Annotated in this window: 18 protein-coding genes; 10 read left to right on the top strand and 8 right to left on the bottom strand. The window is 74.0% G+C overall.

The features are described 5' to 3' along the window. Positions 1–6: 6 nt before the first annotated feature. Positions 7–960: a GlxA family transcriptional regulator gene (locus tag FJ658_RS05145; RefSeq protein ID WP_141144295.1), complete on the bottom strand. Its 954-nt coding sequence runs from the start codon at positions 958–960 to the stop codon at positions 7–9. A 135-nt stretch (positions 961–1095) separates the two neighbouring features. Between FJ658_RS05145 and FJ658_RS16790 the strand changes: the two genes are divergently transcribed. From FJ658_RS16790 to FJ658_RS05170, 5 genes are all read left to right on the top strand, one after another. Beyond that, complete coding sequence (locus FJ658_RS16790) at positions 1096–1227, top strand: hypothetical protein (protein WP_255447569.1); 132 nt, start codon at positions 1096–1098, stop codon at positions 1225–1227. Positions 1228–1298: 71 nt separating this feature from the next. After that, positions 1299–2270 carry a UDP-glucose 4-epimerase GalE gene (galE, locus tag FJ658_RS05155; protein ID WP_141144296.1) on the top strand — a complete coding sequence of 324 codons (972 nt, stop codon included), beginning with the start codon at positions 1299–1301 and terminating at the stop codon, positions 2268–2270. Between the two features lie 107 nt (positions 2271–2377). Continuing rightward, entirely contained in the window at positions 2378–2707 is a 330-nt protein-coding gene (locus FJ658_RS05160; RefSeq protein WP_141144297.1) for a WhiB family transcriptional regulator, read from the top strand. A 166-nt stretch (positions 2708–2873) separates the two neighbouring features. Further along, positions 2874–5720 carry a glycosyltransferase family 2 protein gene (locus FJ658_RS05165; protein ID WP_141144298.1) on the top strand — a complete coding sequence of 949 codons (2847 nt, stop codon included), beginning with the start codon at positions 2874–2876 and terminating at the stop codon, positions 5718–5720. Next, entirely contained in the window at positions 5713–7245 is a 1533-nt protein-coding gene (locus tag FJ658_RS05170; RefSeq protein ID WP_141144299.1) for a DUF5719 family protein, read from the top strand. Before FJ658_RS05165 ends, FJ658_RS05170 begins: the two co-directional genes overlap by 8 nt. A gap of 49 nt (positions 7246–7294) precedes the next feature. On the opposite strand, the gene FJ658_RS05175 is transcribed toward FJ658_RS05170, so the two are convergent. After that, on the bottom strand, positions 7295–7729 hold the full coding sequence (locus tag FJ658_RS05175) for a metallopeptidase family protein (protein ID WP_141144300.1): 435 nt from the start codon (positions 7727–7729) through the stop codon (positions 7295–7297). Positions 7730–7874: 145 nt separating this feature from the next. On the opposite strand from FJ658_RS05175, the gene FJ658_RS05180 reads away from it, so the two are divergent. Genes FJ658_RS05180 through ahcY form a run of 3 tightly spaced genes read left to right on the top strand, consistent with a single transcriptional unit; the run spans position 7875 to position 11060 of the window. Further along, positions 7875–8084 (top strand): DUF3499 family protein, encoded by a 210-nt coding sequence (locus tag FJ658_RS05180; RefSeq protein WP_141144301.1) that lies wholly within the window; start codon positions 7875–7877, stop codon positions 8082–8084. Between the two features lie 37 nt (positions 8085–8121). Further along, positions 8122–9543 (top strand): phosphomannomutase/phosphoglucomutase, encoded by a 1422-nt coding sequence (locus FJ658_RS05185; protein WP_141144302.1) that lies wholly within the window; start codon positions 8122–8124, stop codon positions 9541–9543. Between the two features lie 41 nt (positions 9544–9584). Beyond that, on the top strand, positions 9585–11060 hold the full coding sequence (gene ahcY / locus FJ658_RS05190) for an adenosylhomocysteinase (RefSeq protein ID WP_141144303.1): 1476 nt from the start codon (positions 9585–9587) through the stop codon (positions 11058–11060). Positions 11061–11152: 92 nt separating this feature from the next. Here ahcY and FJ658_RS05195 read toward each other — a convergent pair whose 3' ends face one another. Further along, the gene (locus FJ658_RS05195) at positions 11153–12070 is read right to left on the bottom strand and encodes an RDD family protein (protein WP_141144304.1); all 918 of its coding nucleotides are present in this window, start codon (positions 12068–12070) and stop codon (positions 11153–11155) included. A gap of 17 nt (positions 12071–12087) precedes the next feature. Here FJ658_RS05195 and FJ658_RS05200 point away from each other — a divergent pair, with 17 nt between their 5' ends. Further along, positions 12088–13080: a stage II sporulation protein M gene (locus FJ658_RS05200; protein ID WP_141144305.1), complete on the top strand. Its 993-nt coding sequence runs from the start codon at positions 12088–12090 to the stop codon at positions 13078–13080. A gap of 24 nt (positions 13081–13104) precedes the next feature. Here FJ658_RS05200 and FJ658_RS05205 read toward each other — a convergent pair whose 3' ends face one another. The 5 genes from FJ658_RS05205 to FJ658_RS05225 all read right to left on the bottom strand — a co-directional run bounded on the left by FJ658_RS05205 (position 13105) and on the right by FJ658_RS05225 (position 18936). Then, positions 13105–14421, bottom strand: coding sequence for a DUF58 domain-containing protein (locus tag FJ658_RS05205; RefSeq protein ID WP_141144306.1), 1317 nt, complete (start codon positions 14419–14421; stop codon positions 13105–13107). A gap of 3 nt (positions 14422–14424) precedes the next feature. Then, complete coding sequence (locus FJ658_RS05210) at positions 14425–15618, bottom strand: MoxR family ATPase (RefSeq protein ID WP_141144307.1); 1194 nt, start codon at positions 15616–15618, stop codon at positions 14425–14427. Between the two features lie 74 nt (positions 15619–15692). Then, positions 15693–16889, bottom strand: a complete 1197-nt coding sequence (locus tag FJ658_RS05215; protein ID WP_141144308.1) for a DUF4350 domain-containing protein — start codon at positions 16887–16889, stop codon at positions 15693–15695. Continuing rightward, entirely contained in the window at positions 16886–17581 is a 696-nt protein-coding gene (locus tag FJ658_RS05220) for a DUF4129 domain-containing protein (RefSeq protein WP_141144309.1), read from the bottom strand. Before FJ658_RS05220 ends, FJ658_RS05215 begins: the two co-directional genes overlap by 4 nt. After that, positions 17572–18936, bottom strand: coding sequence for a glycerophosphoryl diester phosphodiesterase membrane domain-containing protein (locus tag FJ658_RS05225; protein ID WP_141144310.1), 1365 nt, complete (start codon positions 18934–18936; stop codon positions 17572–17574). Before FJ658_RS05225 ends, FJ658_RS05220 begins: the two co-directional genes overlap by 10 nt. A 194-nt stretch (positions 18937–19130) precedes the next feature. Between FJ658_RS05225 and mtrA the strand changes: the two genes are divergently transcribed. Further along, entirely contained in the window at positions 19131–19811 is a 681-nt protein-coding gene (gene mtrA, locus FJ658_RS05230) for an MtrAB system response regulator MtrA (RefSeq protein ID WP_141144311.1), read from the top strand. Positions 19812–19816: the final 5 nt, after the last annotated feature.

Here is a 19816-nt window from a genome sequence, read left to right on the forward strand (position 1 = left end):
CCCCGCTCAGCTCGCCTCGCGCGCGCCGAACGCCCGCCGGTAGTCGGTCGGCGTCGTGCCGAGCACTTTCAGGAAGTGGTGCCGCATGACGGCGGCCGTGCCGAAGCCGGCGCGCTGCGCGAGCGGCTCGAGGCCGAGGTCGCTCTGCTCGAGCAGCTCCTGCGCGCGGATGAGGCGCTGCCGGTTGAGCCAGGCGGCGGGCGTCGTGCCGAACTCGGCGCGGAAGCGGCGGGCGAAAGTGCGCGACGACATGAGCGCGCGACGGGCGAGCTCGTCGATCGCGAGCTCCTGGTCGAGGTGCTCGAGCATCCAGTCGGCGAGGCCGGCGAGGGAGTCGTCGCGGCACTCGGGCACGCTGACCTGGATGAACTGGGCCTGCCCGCCGTCGCGCTGCGGCGGCACGACCATCCGCCGGGCGATGACGTTGGCGGCGGCGGCGCCGAACTCCTGGCGGATGAGGTGCAGCGCGGCGTCGATCCCGGATGCGGTGCCGGCGCTCGTGATCACGCGGCGGTCCTCGACGAAGAGCACGTCGGGATCGACCACGGTGTTCGGATACTCGGCGGCGAGGCGGTCGGAGTGCATCCAGTGCGTCGTCGACCGGCGGCCGTCGAGGATTCCCGCCTCGGCGAGCACGAAGGCGCCGCTGCAGACGCTCATGATCCAGGCGCCGCGCGCCTCGGCGTCGCGCAGCACCTGCAGGTAGCGCTCGTCGTTGTTCTGGATCAGGTGCGCCGGAACCGTGATGAGGTCGGCGTCGGCGCAGGCGCTGAGGTCGTCGGCGATGTTCATCGAGAAGCCCTGGCTGGTCATGACGGGTCCGGGGTCGGCCGTGACGACGTGGTGCTCGAAGCTCGGACCGCCGGTGGCGCTGCGGTCGATGCCGAAGACCTCGCACATGATGCCGAACTCGAACGGCGCGGTGCCGGGGATGACGAGGGTGGCGACCTTCTTGATCATGCGCTCTCCGAGGTGCGGGCCAGATGGCGGGGTCGAGTGGCAGGGCTGTGTGGCAGGGCTGTGTGGCAGAAATCTGCCGGACTGTGGCGATCCTGCCACTGTTGGCATGATCTGTCCATCCGTAGCGTTCCTGCCATGATCACTCTCGCCTTCTTCTCCCTCCTCGGAGTCGGCGCCGCCCTCGCGACGGCCGCCGCCTTCCGCGACATCGCCCGCGACGGCTACCGTCGCCGCCCGACCCTCGGCTCGCGCATCCCGCGGGTCTGAGCCGCCTCCGGCCCGGGCCGCTCGCCGGCCGCTCGCCGGCCGCCCAGCCGCGCCCCGCTAGCCTGGGTCGCATGACCTGGCTGGTGACCGGCGGCGCCGGATACATCGGCGCGCACGTGCTGCGCGCCCTGCGCGACGCGGGCCTCGAGCCCGTCTCGTTCGACGACTACTCGAGCGGACACGAGGCCTTCGTGCCGGCCGATGTTCCGGCGGTGCGGGGCAGCATCCTCGATGGGGGAGCCCTCGAGCGCGCGATCGTCGAGCACGGCGTGACGGGCGTCATCCACGTCGCCGGCTACAAGTACGCCGGCGTCTCGGTGCAGCGCCCGCTGCACACCTACGAGCAGAACGTGACCGGAACCGCCACGCTGCTGGCCGTCATGGCCGACCGCGGCGTCGACCGCATCGTGTTCTCGTCGAGCGCCGCCGTCTACGGCACCCCCGACGTCGACCTCGTCGTCGAGGAGACGCCGAAGAGCCCGCAGTCGCCCTACGGCGAGTCGAAGCTGATCGGCGAGTGGCTGCTGCGCGACCAGGGCGTCGCGACCGGACTGCGGCACACCAGCCTGCGCTACTTCAACGTCGTCGGATCCGGAGATCCGGCGGTGTCGGACACGAGCCCGCACAACCTCTTCCCGCTCGTCTTCGACGCGCTCGTCGAGGGGCGCACGCCGCGCATCAACGGCGACGACTACGCGACCCCCGACGGCACGAACGTGCGCGACTACATCCACGTCGCCGACCTGGCCGTGTCGCACGCGGCCGCCGCGCGGCGGCTGGATGCCGGCGACACCCTCGAGCCGGCCTACAACCTGGGCAGCGGCGAGGGCGTGTCGGTCGCCGAGATCATGGCGGCGATGTCGCGCGTGACCGGCATCGACTTCACGCCCGAGATCGGCCCCCGCCGGGCCGGAGACCCCGCGCGCATCGTCGCCGCGGGCGAGCTCGCCGCCCGCGATCTGGACTGGGAGATGCGGCACTCGCTCGACGACATGGTGGCGTCGGCGTGGGATGCGCGGCGCGGCGCGTCGCAGGCCGGTTAAGGCGAAGACACGAAATATCATCCGCGACTTGACTCGTGAGAATCACACGGGTGTAATTACCTCAGCGATCGGAGCTGGGAACCGAGAGCGATGAGGGGAGAGGCCTGATGGCGATCAACGAGTACCGCCCGCATGTGCCGGACGACTGGTTCGTCGACCCCGTGCGTCTCGGCGTCCCCGGTGTGCGCAAGCCCGCCGTGGAGGAGGACGAGAACCAGCTCTCCTGGCAGTCGGACGCGCTGTGCGCGCAGACCGACCCCGAGGCGTTCTTCCCCGAGAAGGGCGGATCGACGCGCGACGCGAAGAAGATCTGCACCGGATGCGAGGTGCGCGCCGAGTGCCTGCAGTACGCCCTCGAGAACGACGAGCGCTTCGGCATCTGGGGCGGCCTCTCCGAGCGCGAGCGCCGCAAGCTTCGCCGCAGCCGCATCGCCTGAGCCGGCGAGCGGATCGGGCCGGCTGAGCCGACGGCGGCGTCGGATCCGGGTACGACACGACCGGTCTTGGCGGCCGCCCGGGGCCTGAACCCCGAGCGGGGGTCACCTCTCTGGCGCGCCGCGCGTCATCCCCGGCGATCTGGGCGCCCCGCCTAGCCTCGACTCGATGCAGCCCCGAGTCACCGCGATCCTCGTCGCCCACAACGGCGAGGAGCACCTCGGTCGAACCCTCGCCGCACTCGCAGCCCAGACCCGCCCCGTCGACGCGACGGCGCTGGTCGATGTCGAGTCGAGCGACGGCACGGCCGCGCTGCTCGACGCCGTCGACGGGGCCGTGCGCGTCGACGCGAAGGGGCGCGCCTTCGGCGACGGGGCCCGGGCTGCGGTGCGCGCGCTGCCCCCGAGCGACAGCGCCGACGACTGGATCTGGCTGCTCGCCGCCGACACGGCGCCGGAGCCGGGCGCCCTCGCAGCGCTGCTCGGCGCGGTCGAGGTGGCGCCCTCGGTCGCGATCGCCGGCCCGAAGGTCGTCGATCGCGACGATCACGCGCTGCTGCTCGAGTACGGCGTGACCATGACCTCGCTCGGCACGAGCGTCGCGCTCGTCGACCGCGAGCTCGATCAGGCCCAGTTCGACCGCGACGACGACGTGCTCGGCGTGGGGGCGACGGGGATGCTCGTGCGCCGTCACGTCTGGGAGCGCCTCGAGGGTCTCGATCGCGGTCTGCCCTCCACCGACTCCGGACTCGATCTCTCGGTGCGTGCGCGCCTCGCCGGCCACCGCGTCGTGCGGGTTCCCGGGGCCCGTGTCAGCCGCGTGCATCCGCCCCAGGACTTCGGCCGCCGCCGCCCGGCCACCACGGCGACCCGCCGCCGGCTCGCCCGCCGGGCCCAGCTGCACCGCCGCTTCGCCTACGCGCCGGGCGCGGCCCTGCCCATCCACTGGCTCAGCCTCGTGCCGCTCGCGCTGCTCCGCTCGATCGGGCACCTGCTCGGCAAGCGCCCCTCAGCGGTCGGCGGCGAGTTCGCCGCGGCCTTCGCCGCCGCGTTCGCGCCGCGCGGCGTCGGCGCGGCCCGGCGCCGCATCCACCGCGATCGCGAGCTCGGCTGGGCCGCGGTCGCCCCGCTGCGTCTCGGCGGCAGCGCCCTGCGCGAGCGCCGCTCGTCCCTGCGCGAGCGCGCCGAGGAGGCACGCGCCGGCGAGGCGCCGCTCGTGCGCGCCGAGTTCTTCGGCGGGGGCGGCATCTGGGCGGTGCTGGTCGCCGCGGCCGTCGGCGCCGGCCTGTTCTGGTGGTTGATCGGCGCGAGCGCCGTGCAGGGCGGAGCGCTGCTGCCGCTCTCGGACACGCTGCCCGAGCTGTGGCGCAACGCCGTCGGAGGCTGGCGCGAGATCGGCCTCGGCACGGCCGGGCCCGCCGACCCCTTCGCCGTGCTGCTCGCGCTGCTCGGCTCGATCACGTTCTGGTCGCCGTCGGTGTCGATCGTCGCGCTGTGGATCCTCGCGCTGCCGCTCGCGGCGCTGGGCGCCTGGTGGTGCGCGACCCGCATCAGCCGTCGCGCCTGGCCGCCGGCCGTCGCGGCCCTGCTCTGGGCCTTCGCGCCGCCGCTGCTGGTCGCGCTCGGCGACGGCCGCATCGGCGCCGTGATCGCGCACCTCGTGCTGCCTTGGCTCGTGCTCGCGGGCATCGAGGGGCGTCGCTCGTGGAGCGCCGCCGCCACGGCCGGGCTGCTCATGGCCGTGACGGCCGCCGCCGCGCCCTCGCTGCTGCCCGCGCTGCTCGTCGCCTGGTTCGCCTGGCTGGTCGCGCATCCCCGTGCCCTGCACCGCCTCATCGCGATCCCGCTGCCCACGATCGCCGTGTTCGCGCCGCTCGCGCTCTCCCAGCTCGGGCGGGGCACGCCGCTCGCGCTGCTGGCCGACCCCGGGGTGGTGCTGCGCTACGCCGCCTCGAGCGGCTGGGGGCTCAGCCTGCTCGAGCCGCGCGAGGGAGCCAACGGCTGGGAGGCGATCGCGCAGGCCGTCGGGCTCGGCCACGTCTACGGCCAGGTTCTGATCGCCGCGCTGCTCGCCCCGCTCGCGGCCACCGCCCTCGCCGCGCTCTTCCTGCGCGGATCGCAGCGCGCCATCCCCGCCCTCGCCGTCGCGCTGCTCGGTCTGCTGACCGCCGTCGCGGCCGCGCACCTCACGCTCGTCGCCGACGGCGCCGACCCGGTCGCCGTCTGGCCCGGGGCGGGCCTCAGCCTCTACTGGATGGGACTGGTCGCGGCCGGCGCGATCGCCCTGCAGGCGCTCGATCGTCTCGGCGTGCTGGCCGGCGTGATCGTGCTCGCCTGCGGCGCGCTCGCGGTCGGACCCCTCGGCATCGGGCTCGCGCTGCGGCAGGTTCCCGCGCAGGCCGGAACCGGGCAGACGCTGCCCGCGGCGGTCGGCGCGCAGGCCGACAGCACCCCGCGCATCGCGACGCTGCTCATCACTCCGCTCGCCGACGGCACCGCCTCGGCCGAGCTCGTCCGCGGCGGCGGCGCGACCCTCGACCGTCAGTCGACCTGGGTCTCGACGCGTCCGACGCTGAGCGCCGACGAGCGGCGCCTCGCCGACCTGGCCGGCAACCTCAGCTCGCGCAGCGGACTCGATCCGCGCGACGAGCTGCGCGAGCTCGGCGTCGTCTACGTCGTCGTGCCGCGGGCGGATGACGACGCGAGCCCCGAGCAGGCCGCGGTGCGGTCGCGCATCACCGAGGCCCTCGACGGCACCGCGGCGCTCACGCCGGTCGGCGCGGGGCAGACCCGCTCGGGCGACTCGCTGTGGCGCTTCCCGGCCGCCGAGGTCGACGAGATCCCGGCCGCGCCCGCGGCGCCGCTCGACCCGGTGCTGACGACCGCGCAGCTGATCGTGCTCGGCGCGACCATGCTGCTCGCCATCCCGACGCGTCGCCGTCGCCGCGTCGTATCCGAGACCGGTCTGCCGGGCGAGGACCCCGCCGACACCTTCGCGGAGGACGAGGATGCCTGAGAACCCGACCCCGGAGCGCACGGGCGAGCCCGTCGAGACGGACGAGCCCGTGAAGGCCGTCCGCGCACCGCGCCCGGAGCGCGACGCGGCCGCCCGCAGCGCCGTGGCGCGCCGCCGCGCGCTCGCCGGCCTGCGCGCCACGACCGGGGCGATCGGCGTCGTCATCGCCGCCGGCGTCGTCGCGGCGGTCGGACTGGTCCCGCTCCCCGGCGTCGGCGAGCCCGCCCCCGCGGTCGAGGTCACGCCGCAGCGCGCCGAGCTCGAGCAGGTCTGCCCCGGCGCCCTGCTGCGCCTCGGCGACGACACCGGTCAGGATGCCGGCACCGCGACGGCGGTCGGCGGCGCGGTGGTGCGCAGCGCGGCCACCGACGGCGATCCCGAATCCGCCGGGCTGTCGCAGGCGCCCTCCGCCGCGCGGGTGCTGACGGCCTCGCCCGGCGGCGACGCGCTGCTCGCCGGGGCGCAGTCGCAGCGCGCGGGCAGCGGCGGGCTCTCGGGCTTCGCCGCCGCGAGCTGCCGCGAGGCGGGCTCGAGCGCGTGGCTCGTCGGCGGTTCGACGACCGTCGGTCGCACGACCCTGATCACCCTCACGAACCCGACCGAGGTCGAGGCGACCGTGTCGCTGCGCATCTGGGGCGAGAACGGGGCCGTGTCGGCACCGGGCATGACCGGCATCATCGTGTCGCCCGACAGCCAGCGCGTGCTGTCGCTCGCGGGCTTCGCGCAGAACCTCGCCTCGCCCATGATCGAGGTCACGAGTCGCGGCGGCCAGGTCGTCGCCGAGCTGCAGCAGAGCATCACCCGGGGCGTGGATGCGAGCGGCGTCGACCTCGTCGGCGAGACCACCGCCCCCGCGACCACCCAGGTCATCCCCGGCGTGCAGATGCCCGGTCCCGACACGATCGGCGCCCAGCTCGGCGAGGACGGCTTCGCCGACCTGGCTTCGGCGCTGCGACTCGGCAACCCGGGAGACAGCGAGGCGACGGTCGATGTGGCCGTCGTGCCGGAGGCGAAGGGCGCCGAGGCGACGACCCTGCGCATCCCGGTGCCGGCGGGCAGCACGGTCGACGTGCCCATCGAGGAGCAGCCGGCCGGTGCCTACACGGTGACGCTCGACTCGGATCAGCCGATCGTCGGAGCGATGCGCACCTCGGTCTTCACCGCGGCGGCGAGCGCGAACGCCGCGCCGGTCACCGATGTCGCCTGGTCGGTCGCGGCTCCCGCGCTCGGTGCGCGGGCGGCGTTCACGACCGCGACCGGCGACGCTCCGACACTCCACCTCGTGAACCCGGGCGACGAGGCGGTGACCGTCCGGCTCGAGCCGCTCGACGGCGGCGACGGTCGCGAGATCGCGGTGCCCGCGCGAGGCGCCGCGACGGCCTCGCTCGCCGGCGCCGCGTCGTACCGGCTGATAGATGCCGCCGGACTCAGCGCGGCCGTCACCTTCCGGGCCGCGGGCGTGCTCGCGGGCTACACCGTCGCCTCGCCGGCGCCGATCTCGGGGCCGATCACCATCCGTCGCTGACGCCCGCATCCCGTCGGCGTGCGTTCCGCGGCCGCGGATCCGGGACGGCTCAGAAGTGGCGGTAGCGCTCGGGCGCGATGTCCCAGGGGTCGCGGCCGAGCAGCTCGGCCGTCGCGCGGAACACGCAGCTCTCGATGAACGAGCGGCGGTGCCAGTCGTCTTCGCGGTGCAGGTGCGACAGGCGCTGGATGGGCAGACGGTAGAGCACGACGCGGCGCGCCTTGCGGTCGACGCGCCAGCGGTCGACGCCGTGCGCGGCCGGATCGCCGCCCGGCACCGCGGCGATCTCGAACGAGACGCCGGCCAGCTCCTCGGGCCACAGCCCGCGCACGTACTCGACCGCCTCGGCCGCGCACGACTCGAAGAAGGTGATGCGGCTGGTCAGCAGCGGCAGGTCGGGACCGGTGACGGGGGAGCGCATGCCGCGCCCGTGCCGCTCCCCGGCGCCGCGGCGCACGTGGGCACGTCGAGCGGGGCGGGGCATGGCGTCAGTCTAGGTCGCGGGCGGTCGGGCGAGTGGTCGGGCGGGCGTCGGCGGTGAGGCTCACGGCACGGGCGCGGCATGCGGTCCGCCGGCGACCCCGGACGGGTGCCAGCCGACGTCGGCGGCAGGTCGTAGTCTGATGCCGATGAGCGAGCGCACCTGCAGCAAGGTCGCCTGCACCGAGCAGGCGGTCGCGACGCTCACCTACGTCTACGCCGACTCGATGGCCGTCCTCGGCCCGCTGAGCTTCCGCACCGAGCCGCACAGCTACGACCTCTGCGCCAAGCACGCCGAGAGACTGTCGGTGCCGCAGGGCTGGAGCGTCATCCGCCACGTCGCCGCCGGCGAGCTCTGAGCCGAACCGCCTCGCAGGGGCGCATCCCTACGATGGGATGGTGACCCACCCCATCCGCCTGGCCGATTTCGTCAAGAGCTACGACGTGCGGGGTCTCGTCGGCTCGCAGCTGACCGAGGAGGTCGTGACCGCGATCGGCGCCGCCTTCGTCGACGAGCTCGGGCCCGACGCGGGTGCGACCGTGCTGATCGGCCACGACATGCGCGACAGCTCACCCGGCTTCGCCGCTGCCTTCGCGCGCGGGGCCCAGGCTCGGGGCGCCGACACCGTGAGCATCGGACTCTGCTCGACCGACGAGAGCTACTACGCCTCGGGCGCGCTCGAGCTGCCGGCCGCGATGTTCACCGCCTCGCACAACCCGGCGACCTACAACGGCATCAAGCTGAGCCGCGCGGGGGCGCAGGCGATCTCGATCGACACGGGCCTCGGCGCCGTGCGCGACCGCGCTCAGACCTACCTCGACGAGGGGCTCGAGAGCGTGGATGCGCCGGGCTCCGGCACCGACCGCACGGTGCTGCCCGACTACGCCGCCTACCTGCGCTCGCTCGTCGACCTGGCCGGCATCCGGCCGCTCAAGGTCGTCGTCGACGCCGGCAACGGGATGGGCGGGCTCACGGTGCCCGCCGTGCTCGGCACAGCCGCCGGTCTGCCCGAGCTGCCGCTCGAGATCGTGCCGCTCTACTTCGAGCTCGACGGCACCTTCCCGAACCACGAGGCCAACCCGCTCGACCCGGCCAACCTCGTCGACCTGCAGGCGGCGGTGCGCGAGCACGGCGCCGACCTCGGCCTCGCCTTCGACGGGGATGCCGACCGCTGCTTCGTCGTCGACGAGCGCGGCGAGCCGGTCACCCCCTCCTCGGTCACCGCGATCGTGGCGCTGCGCGAGATCGCCCGCATCCGTCGCGACGAGCCCGACGCCGACATCGCGATCATCCACAACCTGCTCGTCTCGCGGGCCGTGCCGGAGACGATCGAGGAGGCCGGGGCGACGCCGATCCGCACCCGCGTCGGCCACTCGCTCATCAAGGACCGGATGCGCGAGACCGGCGCCCTGTTCGGCGGCGAGCACAGCGCGCACTACTACTTCCGCGACTTCTGGGGCGCCGACAACGGCATGCTCGCGGCGATGCACGTGCTGGCCGAGTTCGGCGGACAGGATCGCCCCCTGTCGGAGTTCGCGGCGCGCTTCGACCCCTACACGCAGAGCGGCGAGATCAATTCGGTCGTCGACGACGTGCCCGCGGCCTACGCGCGCATCGTCGAGTCGTTCGCGCACGAGGCCGAGTTCGACGAGCTCGACGGCCTGACGGTGTCGGGTCAGGACGGCCAGGACTGGTGGTGGTTCACGGTGCGTCCGTCGAACACCGAGCCCTACCTGCGCCTCAACGCCGAGGCGCGCACGCGCCCCGCGCTCGAGCGCCTGCGCGACCGCGTGCTCGCCCTGATCCGCGAGTCCTGACCGCGAGTCCCGGCATCCACCGGGTCTGAGAGAATCGACGCATGCCCGTCGTCGACACCGCCGCCCGCTTCGTCGTGCGCGACCTGAGCCTCGCCGAGGCCGGTCGCCACCAGCTCCGCCTCGCCGAGAACGAGATGCCCGGCCTGATGGCCCTGCGCGAGGAGTTCGGACCGACGCAGCCGCTGAAGGGCGCCCGTATCGCCGGCAGCCTGCACATGACCGTGCAGACCGCGGTGCTGATCGAGACTCTCGTCTCCCTGGGCGCGCAGGTGCGCTGGGCCAGCTGCAACATCTTCTCCACGCAGGACGAGGCGGCCGCGGCCGTCGCCGTCGGCCCCGCCGGAACCGTCGACGCCCCCGCCGGCGTGCCCGTGTTCGCGTGGAAGGGCGAGACGCTCGAGGAGTACTGGGCCTGCACCGAGCGCATCTTCGACTGGAGCGCCGAGGCCGCCGAGGCCGGCGCCGACTGGCGAGGCCCGAACATGATCCTCGACGACGGCGGCGACGCCACCCTGCTCGTGCACAAGGGCCGCGAGTTCGAGCTGGCGGGCGCGGTTCCGGATGCGCAGCCCGGCGATGCGGAGGAGTGGCGCGTCATCCTCGGCGTGCTGCGCCGCTCGCTCGACGCGAGCCCCGACCGCTGGCAGCGCACCGCCGCCGACATCCAGGGCGTCACCGAGGAGACGACCACGGGCGTGCACCGCCTCTACGAGCTGTCGCGCGCGGGCGAACTGCTGTTCCCCGCGATCAACGTGAACGACTCGGTCACGAAGTCGAAGTTCGACAACAAGTACGGCATCCGCCACTCGCTGCCCGACGGAATCAACCGCGCCACCGACGTGCTGATGGGCGGCAAGGTCGCCTTCGTCGCCGGCTACGGGGACGTCGGCAAGGGCGCCGCGGAGGCCCTGCGCGGCCAGGGCGCCCGCGTCATCGTCAGCGAGGTCGACCCGATCAACGCGCTGCAGGCGGCCATGGACGGCTACCAGGTGGCGAAGCTCGAGAGCGTGATCGGGGATGTCGACATCCTGATCACCGGAACCGGCAACAAAGACGTCGTGACCGTCGAGCACCTGCAGGCGCTCAAGCACCTCGCCGTCGTGGGCAACGTGGGCCACTTCGACAACGAGATCGACATGGCCGGCCTCGAGTCGCTGCCGGGCGCCGAGCGCATCGAGATCAAGCCGCAGGTGCACGAGTGGCGCCTGCCGACCGGCCGCAGCATCCTGGTGCTCAGCGAGGGCCGCCTGATGAACCTCGGCAACGCGACCGGGCACCCCTCGTTCGTGATGAGCAACTCCTTCGCGAACCAGGTGCTCGCGCAGATCGAGCTCTACGCGCATCGGGAGGGCTACGCGACCGACGTGCACGTGCTGCCGAAGCACCTCGACGAGAAGGTCGCGCGCCTGCACCTCGACGCGCTCGGCGTCGAGCTGACCACGCTCAGCCCCGAGCAGGCCGCCTACATCGGCGTCGCGGTCGAGGGCCCCTACAAGCCGGACCACTACCGCTACTGAGGCACTACCGCTACTGAGCACCGGATGCGCGGCCGCCGCCCCGGCGGAGGCTGCCGTCTCAGCGTGATGGGCGCGGGCGACGCCCGTCCCGCTCAGCCGCGGTCGGGGAAGCCGTGCGGCAGGCCGCGCAGCGACGGCCGCAGGCGCTCGAGACCGGCGCGCTCCAGCTCGAGGGCGGTCGCCTCGCGCTCACGGCGCAGCACCGTCACGGCGGCGAGGAAGAGCTCCGCATCCACGCCGTAGGGGATCGGCGACACCCAGACGGCGGCCTCGTCGGCGAGCGAGCGCGCCATGATCACGCGGCGGTCGGGCGTCATGCGCGGCGCCTGCGCGAGGAACTGCGACATGCGCCGGGCGACGGGCGAGGGGATGCGGGCCACATCCGCGGTCGTCGCCCAGCTGCTCAGCGCGTACGGCACGCCGAACACGGGCGTCGCGGCCTTCGACACCCGCTCGTACTGGCTGTAGGTGCCGGCGATGAGGTCGCCGAGGCGCTTGCTGCGGCGGTTGAGCAGGCCCGTCAGGGCGGCCATGCCGAAGCTCGTGAACCAGAAGTCGACCAGTCCGGCGAGGCTGCGGATGAAGGCGTGACGGAATCCGATGGCCCCGCCGTCGTCGCGCACGATGCGCGTGCCGAGCGCGAGGCGCCCGACCGACTTGCCGCGGCTCGCGACCTCGACCACGATCGGCGCGACGATGAGGCAGAGCACGAGCAGAGTGATCGAGAGGATGCCGGCCTCGGCGGCGCCGAGCTCGTTCAGAGCCCCGCTCGCCGTCAGCGCGATGATCACCAGCAGGTAGGTGCCGGCGTAGACGACGGCGTCGATCGCGCATCCGGCGGCCCGGATCGCGAAGGAGGCGGGGCGCAGATCGAGGGCGACCGCCTCGCCGACGATCAGCTCGTCCTGGCTGTCGTCGTAGTCGACCGAGTCGGGCTCGACGTGCCGATCGTGCCGGTTCCGCCCCGGGCGTGCGGCCTCGGCGGATCCCGTCTTCGGCGCGCGTGCCATGCGTAGTATCGAACCACATGGATCTCGACGCCTACTCACAAGCGCACGGCGCGAAGTGGGAGCGTCTGCGCCAGCTGGGCGGGATGCGCCGCCTCGACGGGCGCGAATCCGATGAGCTGATCGACCTCTATCAGTCGGGCGCGACGCAGCTGTCGACCATGACCTCGACGATGGGGCGCAGCATCCCCGCCGACCGGCTGTCGCTCGCGATGTCGCGCGCGCGCCTCAAGTTCACCGGCACGCCGGCGAACCCGCTGCGGCAGCTGGCCCGGTTCTTCGTGCTGTCGCTGCCCGCCGCGCTCTACCGCGTGCGCTGGCTGACGCTCGCCGTCACGCTCGCCTGCGTGATCGTCGCCGTGGCCTACGGCGTCTGGCTGGCGTCCGATCCCCGCAACCTGGTCGCGGTGGTGGGGCAGACGAACCTCGAGGCCTACCCCGACCAGTTCGTCGCCTACTACTCCGAGAGCTCGGAGGCGGCGTTCGCCGGGCAGGTCTGGACGAACAACGCCTTCATCGCCGCCCAGTGCATCGCCTTCGGCATCATCGGCGTCTGGGCGCCGTACGCGCTGTTCCAGAACTCGCAGAGCGTCGGCGTCGCGGGGGCGATGATGGCGCACGAGGGCCGGCTCGACGACTTCTTCCTCTACATCTCCCCGCACGGACAGCTGGAGCTCTACTCGATCTTCCTCGCCGGAGCGACCGGCATCATGATCTTCTGGTCGTGGGTCGCACCGGGGCGACGCACGCGCGCGCAGGCGCTGCGCGAAGACGGTCGGGCCCTGTTCACGCTCGTGATCGGCACGACGCTCATGCTGCTCACCTCGGGCATCATCGAGGGCGCCGTGACCCGGCAGGACTGGCCGTGGCCGATCAAGATCGGCATCGGCACGGTCGCCCTGCTGGCGTGGCTCGCCTACCAGTGGATCGTCGGCCGCCGCGCCTGGCGGTCGGGGCAGACCGGCGACCTCGAGCGGTTCGAGGCCGGCGAGGAGCAGCTCGTCGCGGGCTGATTACCGCGCTGCGCCGCGTCGGCCCTACAGCCGACCGGCGGCCTTGAGCGCGAGGTAGCGGTCGGCGAGGGCCGGAGGCAGGTCGGCGGGCGCGGCCGTCACGACCTCGGCGCCGAGCCGGCGGATCGCCGCGGCAACCCGGTTCGCGTCGAGCAGCGCCCGCTCGGCGGCGGCGGCGCGGTAGACCTCGTGCCGGTCGCCGCGCTGCCGGGTCGCGTCGAGCACCTCGGGGTCGGTGACCGAGGCGACGACGACGAGGTGCTTCTGGGTCAGCTGCGGCAGCACCGACAGCAGACCCGTGGATGCACCGGGCGCGTCGACCGAGGTCAGCAGCACCACGAGCGCCCGCTGCGAGGTGATCGAGCGCACGACGCCCGGAACACCCGTCCAGTCGGCCTCGATCAGCTCGGGCTCGACCGGGGCCATGGTGTCGACCATGCGGGCCAGCAGCTCGGCGCCGGTCTGCCCCTGCACGCGGCCGCGCATCCGGCGATCCCAGATGGCGAGGTCGACGCGGTCGCCGGCGCGCGAGGCGAGCGCCGCCAGCAGCAGGCCCGACTCGAAGGCGGTGTCGATGCGCGGCTCGTCGGCGATGCGCGCGGCGGCCGTGCGGCCCGAGTCGACGATCAGCACGACACGGCGGTCGCGCTCGGGGCGCCAGGTGCGCACGACGAGCTTGAGCGCGCTCGGCACGAGCGGGTCGCGGCGGCGGGCGGTCGCGCGCCAGTCGATCGAGCGCACGTCGTCGCCGCGCACGTACTCGCGCAGGCTGTCGAACTCGGTGCCCTGGCCGCGGATCATCACGCTCGTGCGGCCGTCGAGCTCGCGCAGGCGGGCCAGGCGCGAGGGCAGGTGCTTGCGCGAGTGGAACGGCGGCAGCACGCGCACCGCGCCGGGCGCGGCCAGTGTCGCCTGACGCGCGGTCAGACGCAGGGGTCCGAAGGAGCGCACGGTCACGTGCGCGGCCCGGCGCTCGCCGCGGCGGAACGGCGTGAGCGTGATCGTCACGGCGCGACGCTCGCCGCGCGGCACCGCCAGGCGGCGGCGGGTCGGCGACGCTCCGGCCGAGGGCGTCCACGCGTCGCGCAGCACCCCGCGCACCGTGCGGCGGCCCGTGTTGGTCACGAGCAGGGTCGCCGCGACCGACTCGCCCAGCCGCATCCGCCCGGGCAGATCGCGCTCGAGGCGCAGCGCGCGCGGAGAGCCCGCGAGCACGAGATCGAGCACCGCGAGCACGACGCAGACGCCCAGCCACACGGCGAGGGCGAGCCAGCCGCCGCCCGCGATGACGGGCACGGCACCGAGCGCGACGAGCGCGACGAACCAACCGGAGACGGCCATGGGTCAGATCGGAACCCGCACCTGCTGCAGGATCGACCGCAGCACCGTATCGGCCCCGACGCCCTCCAGCTCGGCCTCGGGACGCAGCTGGATGCGGTGCCGCAGCACCGGGATCGCCATCGCCTGCACGTGGTCGGGCGTGACGCCGCTCGCGCCGGTCATCCACGCCCAGGCACGGGAGGCCGCGAGCAGCGCCGTCGTCCCTCGGGGGCTCACGCCGAGCTTGACCGAGGGGCTCGTGCGGGTCGCGCGGGCCAGATCGACGGCGTAGCCGAGCACATCGGGCGACACCGGCACGCGCTGCACCTCGGCCTGGGCCGCGGCGAGCTGCTGCGCATCCAGAACCGGGCGCACGCCGGCCGCATCCAGGTCGCGCGGGTTGAAGCCGCGGGCGTGGCGGCTGAGCACCTCGACCTCGGCGTCGCGCTCGGGCAGGTCGAGCACGAGCTTCAGCAGGAAGCGGTCGAGCTGCGCCTCGGGCAGCGTGTAGGTGCCCTCGTACTCGACCGGGTTCTGCGTCGCCGCGACCAGGAACGGCGACGGCAGCCGGCGGGTGATGCCGTCGGCCGAGACCTGGCGCTCCTCCATCGCCTCGAGCAGCGCCGACTGCGTCTTCGGGGGCGTGCGGTTGATCTCGTCGGCGAGCAGGATGTTGGTGAACACCGGCCCTTCGCGGAACTCGAAGTCGCCGCTCTTGGCGTCGTAGACGATCGAGCCGGTGATGTCGCCGGGCATCAGGTCGGGCGTGAACTGCACGCGCTTCGTGTCGAGGCTGAGCGCGTGGCTGAGGGTGCGCACGAGCAGCGTCTTCGCCACGCCGGGCACGCCCTCGAGCAGCACGTGACCGCCGGCCAGCAGAGCGATCAGCAGGCCCGAGACGGCGCCGTCCTGGCCGACGACCGACTTGGCGACCTCGGCGCGCACGGCGGCGACGGCATCCCGCAGCTCGCTGCCGGGCGGGGATGCCGGGGCCGGGGCCGGGGGAGCGGTCGGGGCGGGCTGCTGCGGCTCGACCGGCTGGGCCTGCGCCTCGGATGGCTGCGAGGTCTGCGGCGCCTGCGGTTCGAACGGCGCGGGCTGCGGCTCCGACGCGAACTGCGGGGACGGCTGCTGCGGCACCTGCGGCTCGAACGGCGCCGAGGGCTGCGGCGGCTGCCCCGCGGGCTGGTCGCCGTGCGGATACTGCGGGTCGGTCATCGGGGCATCCTCTGCGTGGTCGGTGTCGGTCAGGTCGGTGTCGGCGGCGTCCGCGCGCGGCGGGCGCCGGGCGGTCAGTGCGGCAGCCTCGCGGCGACCTCGCGCTCGAGGTCGAGCAGGCGGTCGGAGAGGCGCACGAGCTCGGCGTCGTCGCGCGGCTCGGCGTCGACGAGCAGCGCGCCGATCTCGGCGGGCGGACGGCCGACGAGGTCGGCGACCGCGAGCACGACCTCGGTCACAGTGGATGCGCTGGGCAGCCCCACCGCGCGGGCGAGCCGCTCGACCGTGCCGATGCGCAGGGCGTCGAGCGCCCGCAGGCGCGCCGACGAGCGCGCGTAGAGCCGGGCGCGCCCCTCCATCGTCTCGCTCGCGCGCACCGTGACGGGCAGGTTCTCGACCACGAGCGGGCCGAGGCGCCGGCCGCGCCACAGGATCGCGGCGAGCGCGACGCCGAACAGCAGCAGCACGAGCGGCACGTAGAAGCTCGGCGTCAGCGTGCCCTCGGTCGCCGAGGCGGGCAGGTCGGCGATGCCCGACCGGTACCAGACGAGGCGGTCGGTCTCGCCGAGCAGGTTGATCGTGAGCGCCGCGTTGCCGGCCACGTCGATGCCGTCGTTCTGCAGGGCCTTCGAGGCGCCGAGCACCGTGATCTCGACGCCGTCGCGCTCGAGCTGCACGAGGCTGTACCCGCGCGATTCGCTGCCGAGGCAGCGCGCAGTGACATCAGCGGAGTCGTCAGCGGAGTCGGCCGCGTAGGCGCGGCCCGTGGTCTCGACCCGCTGCGCCTTCTCGACGGCGGGCACGGTGCAGTCGGCGGCGCGGGCGCCCGAGACCTCGCCGCGCGCATCCACGCCAGGGGTGAGGCCGTTGAGCAGCCGGAAGCCGGGCTCGACCAGCACGATGCGGTCGGCGATCGAGGGCAGGTCGGCGATCTGGTCGGCGTCCAGGATGCCGGTGTCGTAGACGAGCAGGGTCGTGTCGGCCGGGTCGGCGGCGGCGTCGCGCGCCTCGGTCAGCGACTCCGCGGAGCGCACGTCGACGCCGTGCTGCCCGAGCACCTGCGCGAGGGCGCGGCTGCCGACGGGGCTCGCGTCGTCGGGAGAGAAGGGGTCGGCGCCCGAGCCGCCGCGGGCGAGCAGCACGCCGGCGAGCAGCAGCACGAGCACGACCGTGACCAGGCCGATCCAGGTGGATGCGCGGCGCAGGCGCGCCCGCACGGTCGGCGTCAGCACCTGCTGCTCGGCGTCGCCGAGCTGCTGCAGCGCGCTCACCGCGGCACCGTCGACACGGGCTCGGCGGCGTCGAGACGGGGGCGGGCGCCGGCGAGCTCGCGGTCGAGCGCGACGAGCTCGTCGTAGGCCTCGCGGCTACCCCCGCCGCCGAGGTAGCGCACGTCGTCGAAGGCGGCGGCTCCGCGGGCGAGTCCGTCGGCCTGCGCGGGGAACACGGCTCCCGCGCGGCGGGCGGCGTCGGCGGCCGTCGTGCCCGGGGTCAGCGTGACGGCCGTGCGCTCGGTCAGGGCGCGGGCGATCGCGCGGAACCGCTCGGCGATCGCGAGCGGCCAGTCGCCGGCCCGCGCGGCCTGGTCGGCGGCGCGGCGCAGGGCGGCCGCATCCCGCTCGTCCTTCGCGCCGAACAGCTCGCCGTCGGCGCCGCGGCGACTGCGGCGGTTCGCGCGCGGAACGCCCCAGACGAGCAGGGCGATCACGACGACCACCACGACCACGCCGAGCAGCAGGAGCAGGCCGAGCGGCGGCGCGCCGTCGGCGACGGGGACCTGCAGTGACTGGATCCACTTCCAGAACCGGTCGGCGATCTGGTCGAACAGCGTCGGCTTCGCCGCCTGGTACTCGCTCTTCGCCAGCTCGCGCAGGATCCACTCGCGCGCCTCGGGCGCGTCGGGGTCGACGGGCGGCTCGGCGACGCGCGCGAGCGCCGGCAGCGCCGCGGAGATCAGGCCCACGGCGACCCGGAGCTCGGGGGATAAGGCGTCGACGCACCGGGCGCGGCGGCACCGGCGGGCTGGTCACCGGACCAGCCGGCCGTGCCGGGCCCACCGGCGCCGGGCGCCCCCGGCATCCCGGGAGCGGGCGCCTCGTAGGGGTCGCGCAGATCGGTCGCGCCGCCGGCCCGGCCCTCGACGAAGCGGATCAGCTCGAGGTCGAGGCCCTCCCGCCGCATCCGGAGGTCGATGAACAGGATCGAGGTGGTCGCCGAGAGCATGACCGTGCCGATCGCCGAGACCACGAGCGAGACGACGAGCGTCGCGGCGTAGATGATGCCGAGCGTCACGAACATGCCGGTGGGGTCGTTCGGGTCGCTGTCGGCGCCGGTCGCGCCGCCGATGATCCCGCCGATGAAGCTGATCGGCGTCGTGATGATCTGCGAGGCCGTCGAGTAGATGACGTTGACCAGCAGGTAGATGCCGAAGGTCTTCCAGAACGAGCCGCGGATGAGCGTCCACGACCGCGCGACGGCGCCCCGGATGCTGCGGCGCTCGAGCGTGATCGCCGACGGCACGAAGATCAGCTTCGTGCCGATCCAGATCGCCGCGACGATGTAGGCGAGAAAGAAGAGGACGCCCAGCCCGATCGCGATGCCGATCGCGCTGCCGCCCAGCGTTCCAAGCGCGAACAGCCCGCCGCCGACCACGCCGATCACGAGCAGGTTGACGCCCGTGATGATGCCCGCCCAGCCGATCAGCGCGCCGAGGCGCGGCTTGAGCCGGCGCCAGAGCCCGGCCAGGCGCAGGCGCTCGCCGAGCGTGCCGCGGGCCACCTCGAGCGCGACCAGGCCCTGCACGATCGCGGTCACGACCAGCTGCAGCGCGAGGCTCACCAGGAACGCGACGACCGTGCCGGCGACGCCGCCCGCCCAGATCGCGTCCTGGTCGGCCGCGTCGGCGCTCATCGACCGGTCGTAGGTGAGGAACAGCATCCCGCCGACCAGGCCGACCGTGATGATGCCGAGCGCGGCGTTGAGCAGCAGCGCGAGGCCGAAGGTCGGCAGCGGGTTGCGGCGCATGACCTGGAAGGTCGCGCCGAGGATGTCGCCGAGCGTCAGCGGGCGCAGCGGCAGCAGGCCGGGGCGCGGCGGCGGGCGCCAGTCACCGCCCGGCATGCCCGGCTGCGGGCCGGGCGCGCCGCCCCAGGGCTGGGTCGGGGCGACGGGGTGCGCAGGGGCGCCACCCCAGGGCTGCTGCGGCGCGGGCGCGTGGACGGGCTGCCCGCCCCAGGGCTGCTGCGGCGCGGCCGGCGAGACAGGCTGCCCGCCCCAGGGCTGCTGCGGCGCGGCCGGCGCGGCGGGCTGCTGTGGCACCGGCGGAACGGACTCCGACGGAGGAACGTCCCCCTGCGGCTGCCAGCGCTGGTCGTCGCTCACCGGGCCCCTCCCGAACGTCGCGGACCCCGAACCGGGGTGATCCTCAGCCATGTTTCCACACTCGACTAACCTGGAACCGAAAACGGCGGTGCTGTGAGCGATCCGCCCCGGAACCCGAAGCGGCGAGGTGCATGAACGCGCGAATCCTGGTGGTCGACGACGACACCGCCCTCGCGGAGATGATCGGCATCGTGCTGCGCGCCGAGGGCTTCGACCCGGCGTTCTGCGCCGACGGCGCCGCCGCACTCGACGAGTTCCGCGCGGTGCGACCCGACCTGGTGCTGCTGGATGTGATGCTGCCCGGCAAGGACGGCATCCAGGTCTGCTCCGAGATCCGAGCCGAGAGCGGCGTGCCCATCATCATGCTGACGGCGAAGACCGACACCGCGGATGTGGTGCGCGGGCTCGAGAGCGGCGCCGACGACTACGTGGTCAAGCCCTTCAACCCGAAGGAGCTCGTGGCGCGCGTGCGCACCCGGCTGCGTCCCTCGCAGCCGGAGGCGTCGGAGACCATCACGGTCGGCGACCTGCTTATCGACGTGGCCGGGCACGAGGTGCGGCGCGGCGACGACCGGATCAACCTGACGCCGCTCGAGTTCCAGCTGCTGCTGGCGCTGGCCGCGAAACCGCAGCAGGTCTTCACCCGCGAGATGCTGCTCGAGCAGGTCTGGGGCTACCACTACAAGGCCGACACGCGCCTCGTGAACGTGCACGTGCAGCGCCTGCGCGCCAAGGTCGAGCACGACCCCGACAACCCCCGCATCGTGACGACCGTGCGCGGCGTGGGCTACCGCGCCGGCGGCGCGGTCTGAGCTCG

Origin of the sequence: Schumannella sp. 10F1B-5-1 (assembly GCF_006517535.1) — a bacterium.
Taxonomy (GTDB): Bacteria; Actinomycetota; Actinomycetes; order Actinomycetales; family Microbacteriaceae; genus Schumannella.

Bases quoted from the DNA above. Each gene is read 5' to 3' on its own strand.
- galE (WP_141144296.1), top strand. From the start codon at position 1,299: ATGACCTGGCTGGTGACCGGCGGCGCCGGATACATCGGCGCGCACGTG.
- FJ658_RS05210 (WP_141144307.1), bottom strand. From the start codon at position 15,618: ATGACCGACCCGCAGTATCCGCACGGCGACCAGCCCGCGGGGCAGCCG.
- FJ658_RS05200 (WP_141144305.1), top strand. From the start codon at position 12,088: ATGGATCTCGACGCCTACTCACAAGCGCACGGCGCGAAGTGGGAGCGT.
- FJ658_RS05160 (WP_141144297.1), top strand. From the start codon at position 2,378: ATGGCGATCAACGAGTACCGCCCGCATGTGCCGGACGACTGGTTCGTC.
- FJ658_RS05170 (WP_141144299.1), top strand. From the start codon at position 5,713: ATGCCTGAGAACCCGACCCCGGAGCGCACGGGCGAGCCCGTCGAGACG.
- FJ658_RS05165 (WP_141144298.1), top strand. From the start codon at position 2,874: ATGCAGCCCCGAGTCACCGCGATCCTCGTCGCCCACAACGGCGAGGAG.
- FJ658_RS05205 (WP_141144306.1), bottom strand. From the start codon at position 14,421: ATGGCCGTCTCCGGTTGGTTCGTCGCGCTCGTCGCGCTCGGTGCCGTG.
- FJ658_RS05185 (WP_141144302.1), top strand. From the start codon at position 8,122: ATGGTGACCCACCCCATCCGCCTGGCCGATTTCGTCAAGAGCTACGAC.
- FJ658_RS05145 (WP_141144295.1), bottom strand. From the start codon at position 960: ATGATCAAGAAGGTCGCCACCCTCGTCATCCCCGGCACCGCGCCGTTC.
- FJ658_RS05180 (WP_141144301.1), top strand. From the start codon at position 7,875: ATGAGCGAGCGCACCTGCAGCAAGGTCGCCTGCACCGAGCAGGCGGTC.
- FJ658_RS05175 (WP_141144300.1), bottom strand. From the start codon at position 7,729: ATGCCCCGCCCCGCTCGACGTGCCCACGTGCGCCGCGGCGCCGGGGAG.
- FJ658_RS05195 (WP_141144304.1), bottom strand. From the start codon at position 12,070: ATGGCACGCGCGCCGAAGACGGGATCCGCCGAGGCCGCACGCCCGGGG.
- mtrA (WP_141144311.1), top strand. From the start codon at position 19,131: ATGAACGCGCGAATCCTGGTGGTCGACGACGACACCGCCCTCGCGGAG.
- ahcY (WP_141144303.1), top strand. From the start codon at position 9,585: ATGCCCGTCGTCGACACCGCCGCCCGCTTCGTCGTGCGCGACCTGAGC.
- FJ658_RS16790 (WP_255447569.1), top strand. From the start codon at position 1,096: ATGATCACTCTCGCCTTCTTCTCCCTCCTCGGAGTCGGCGCCGCCCTC.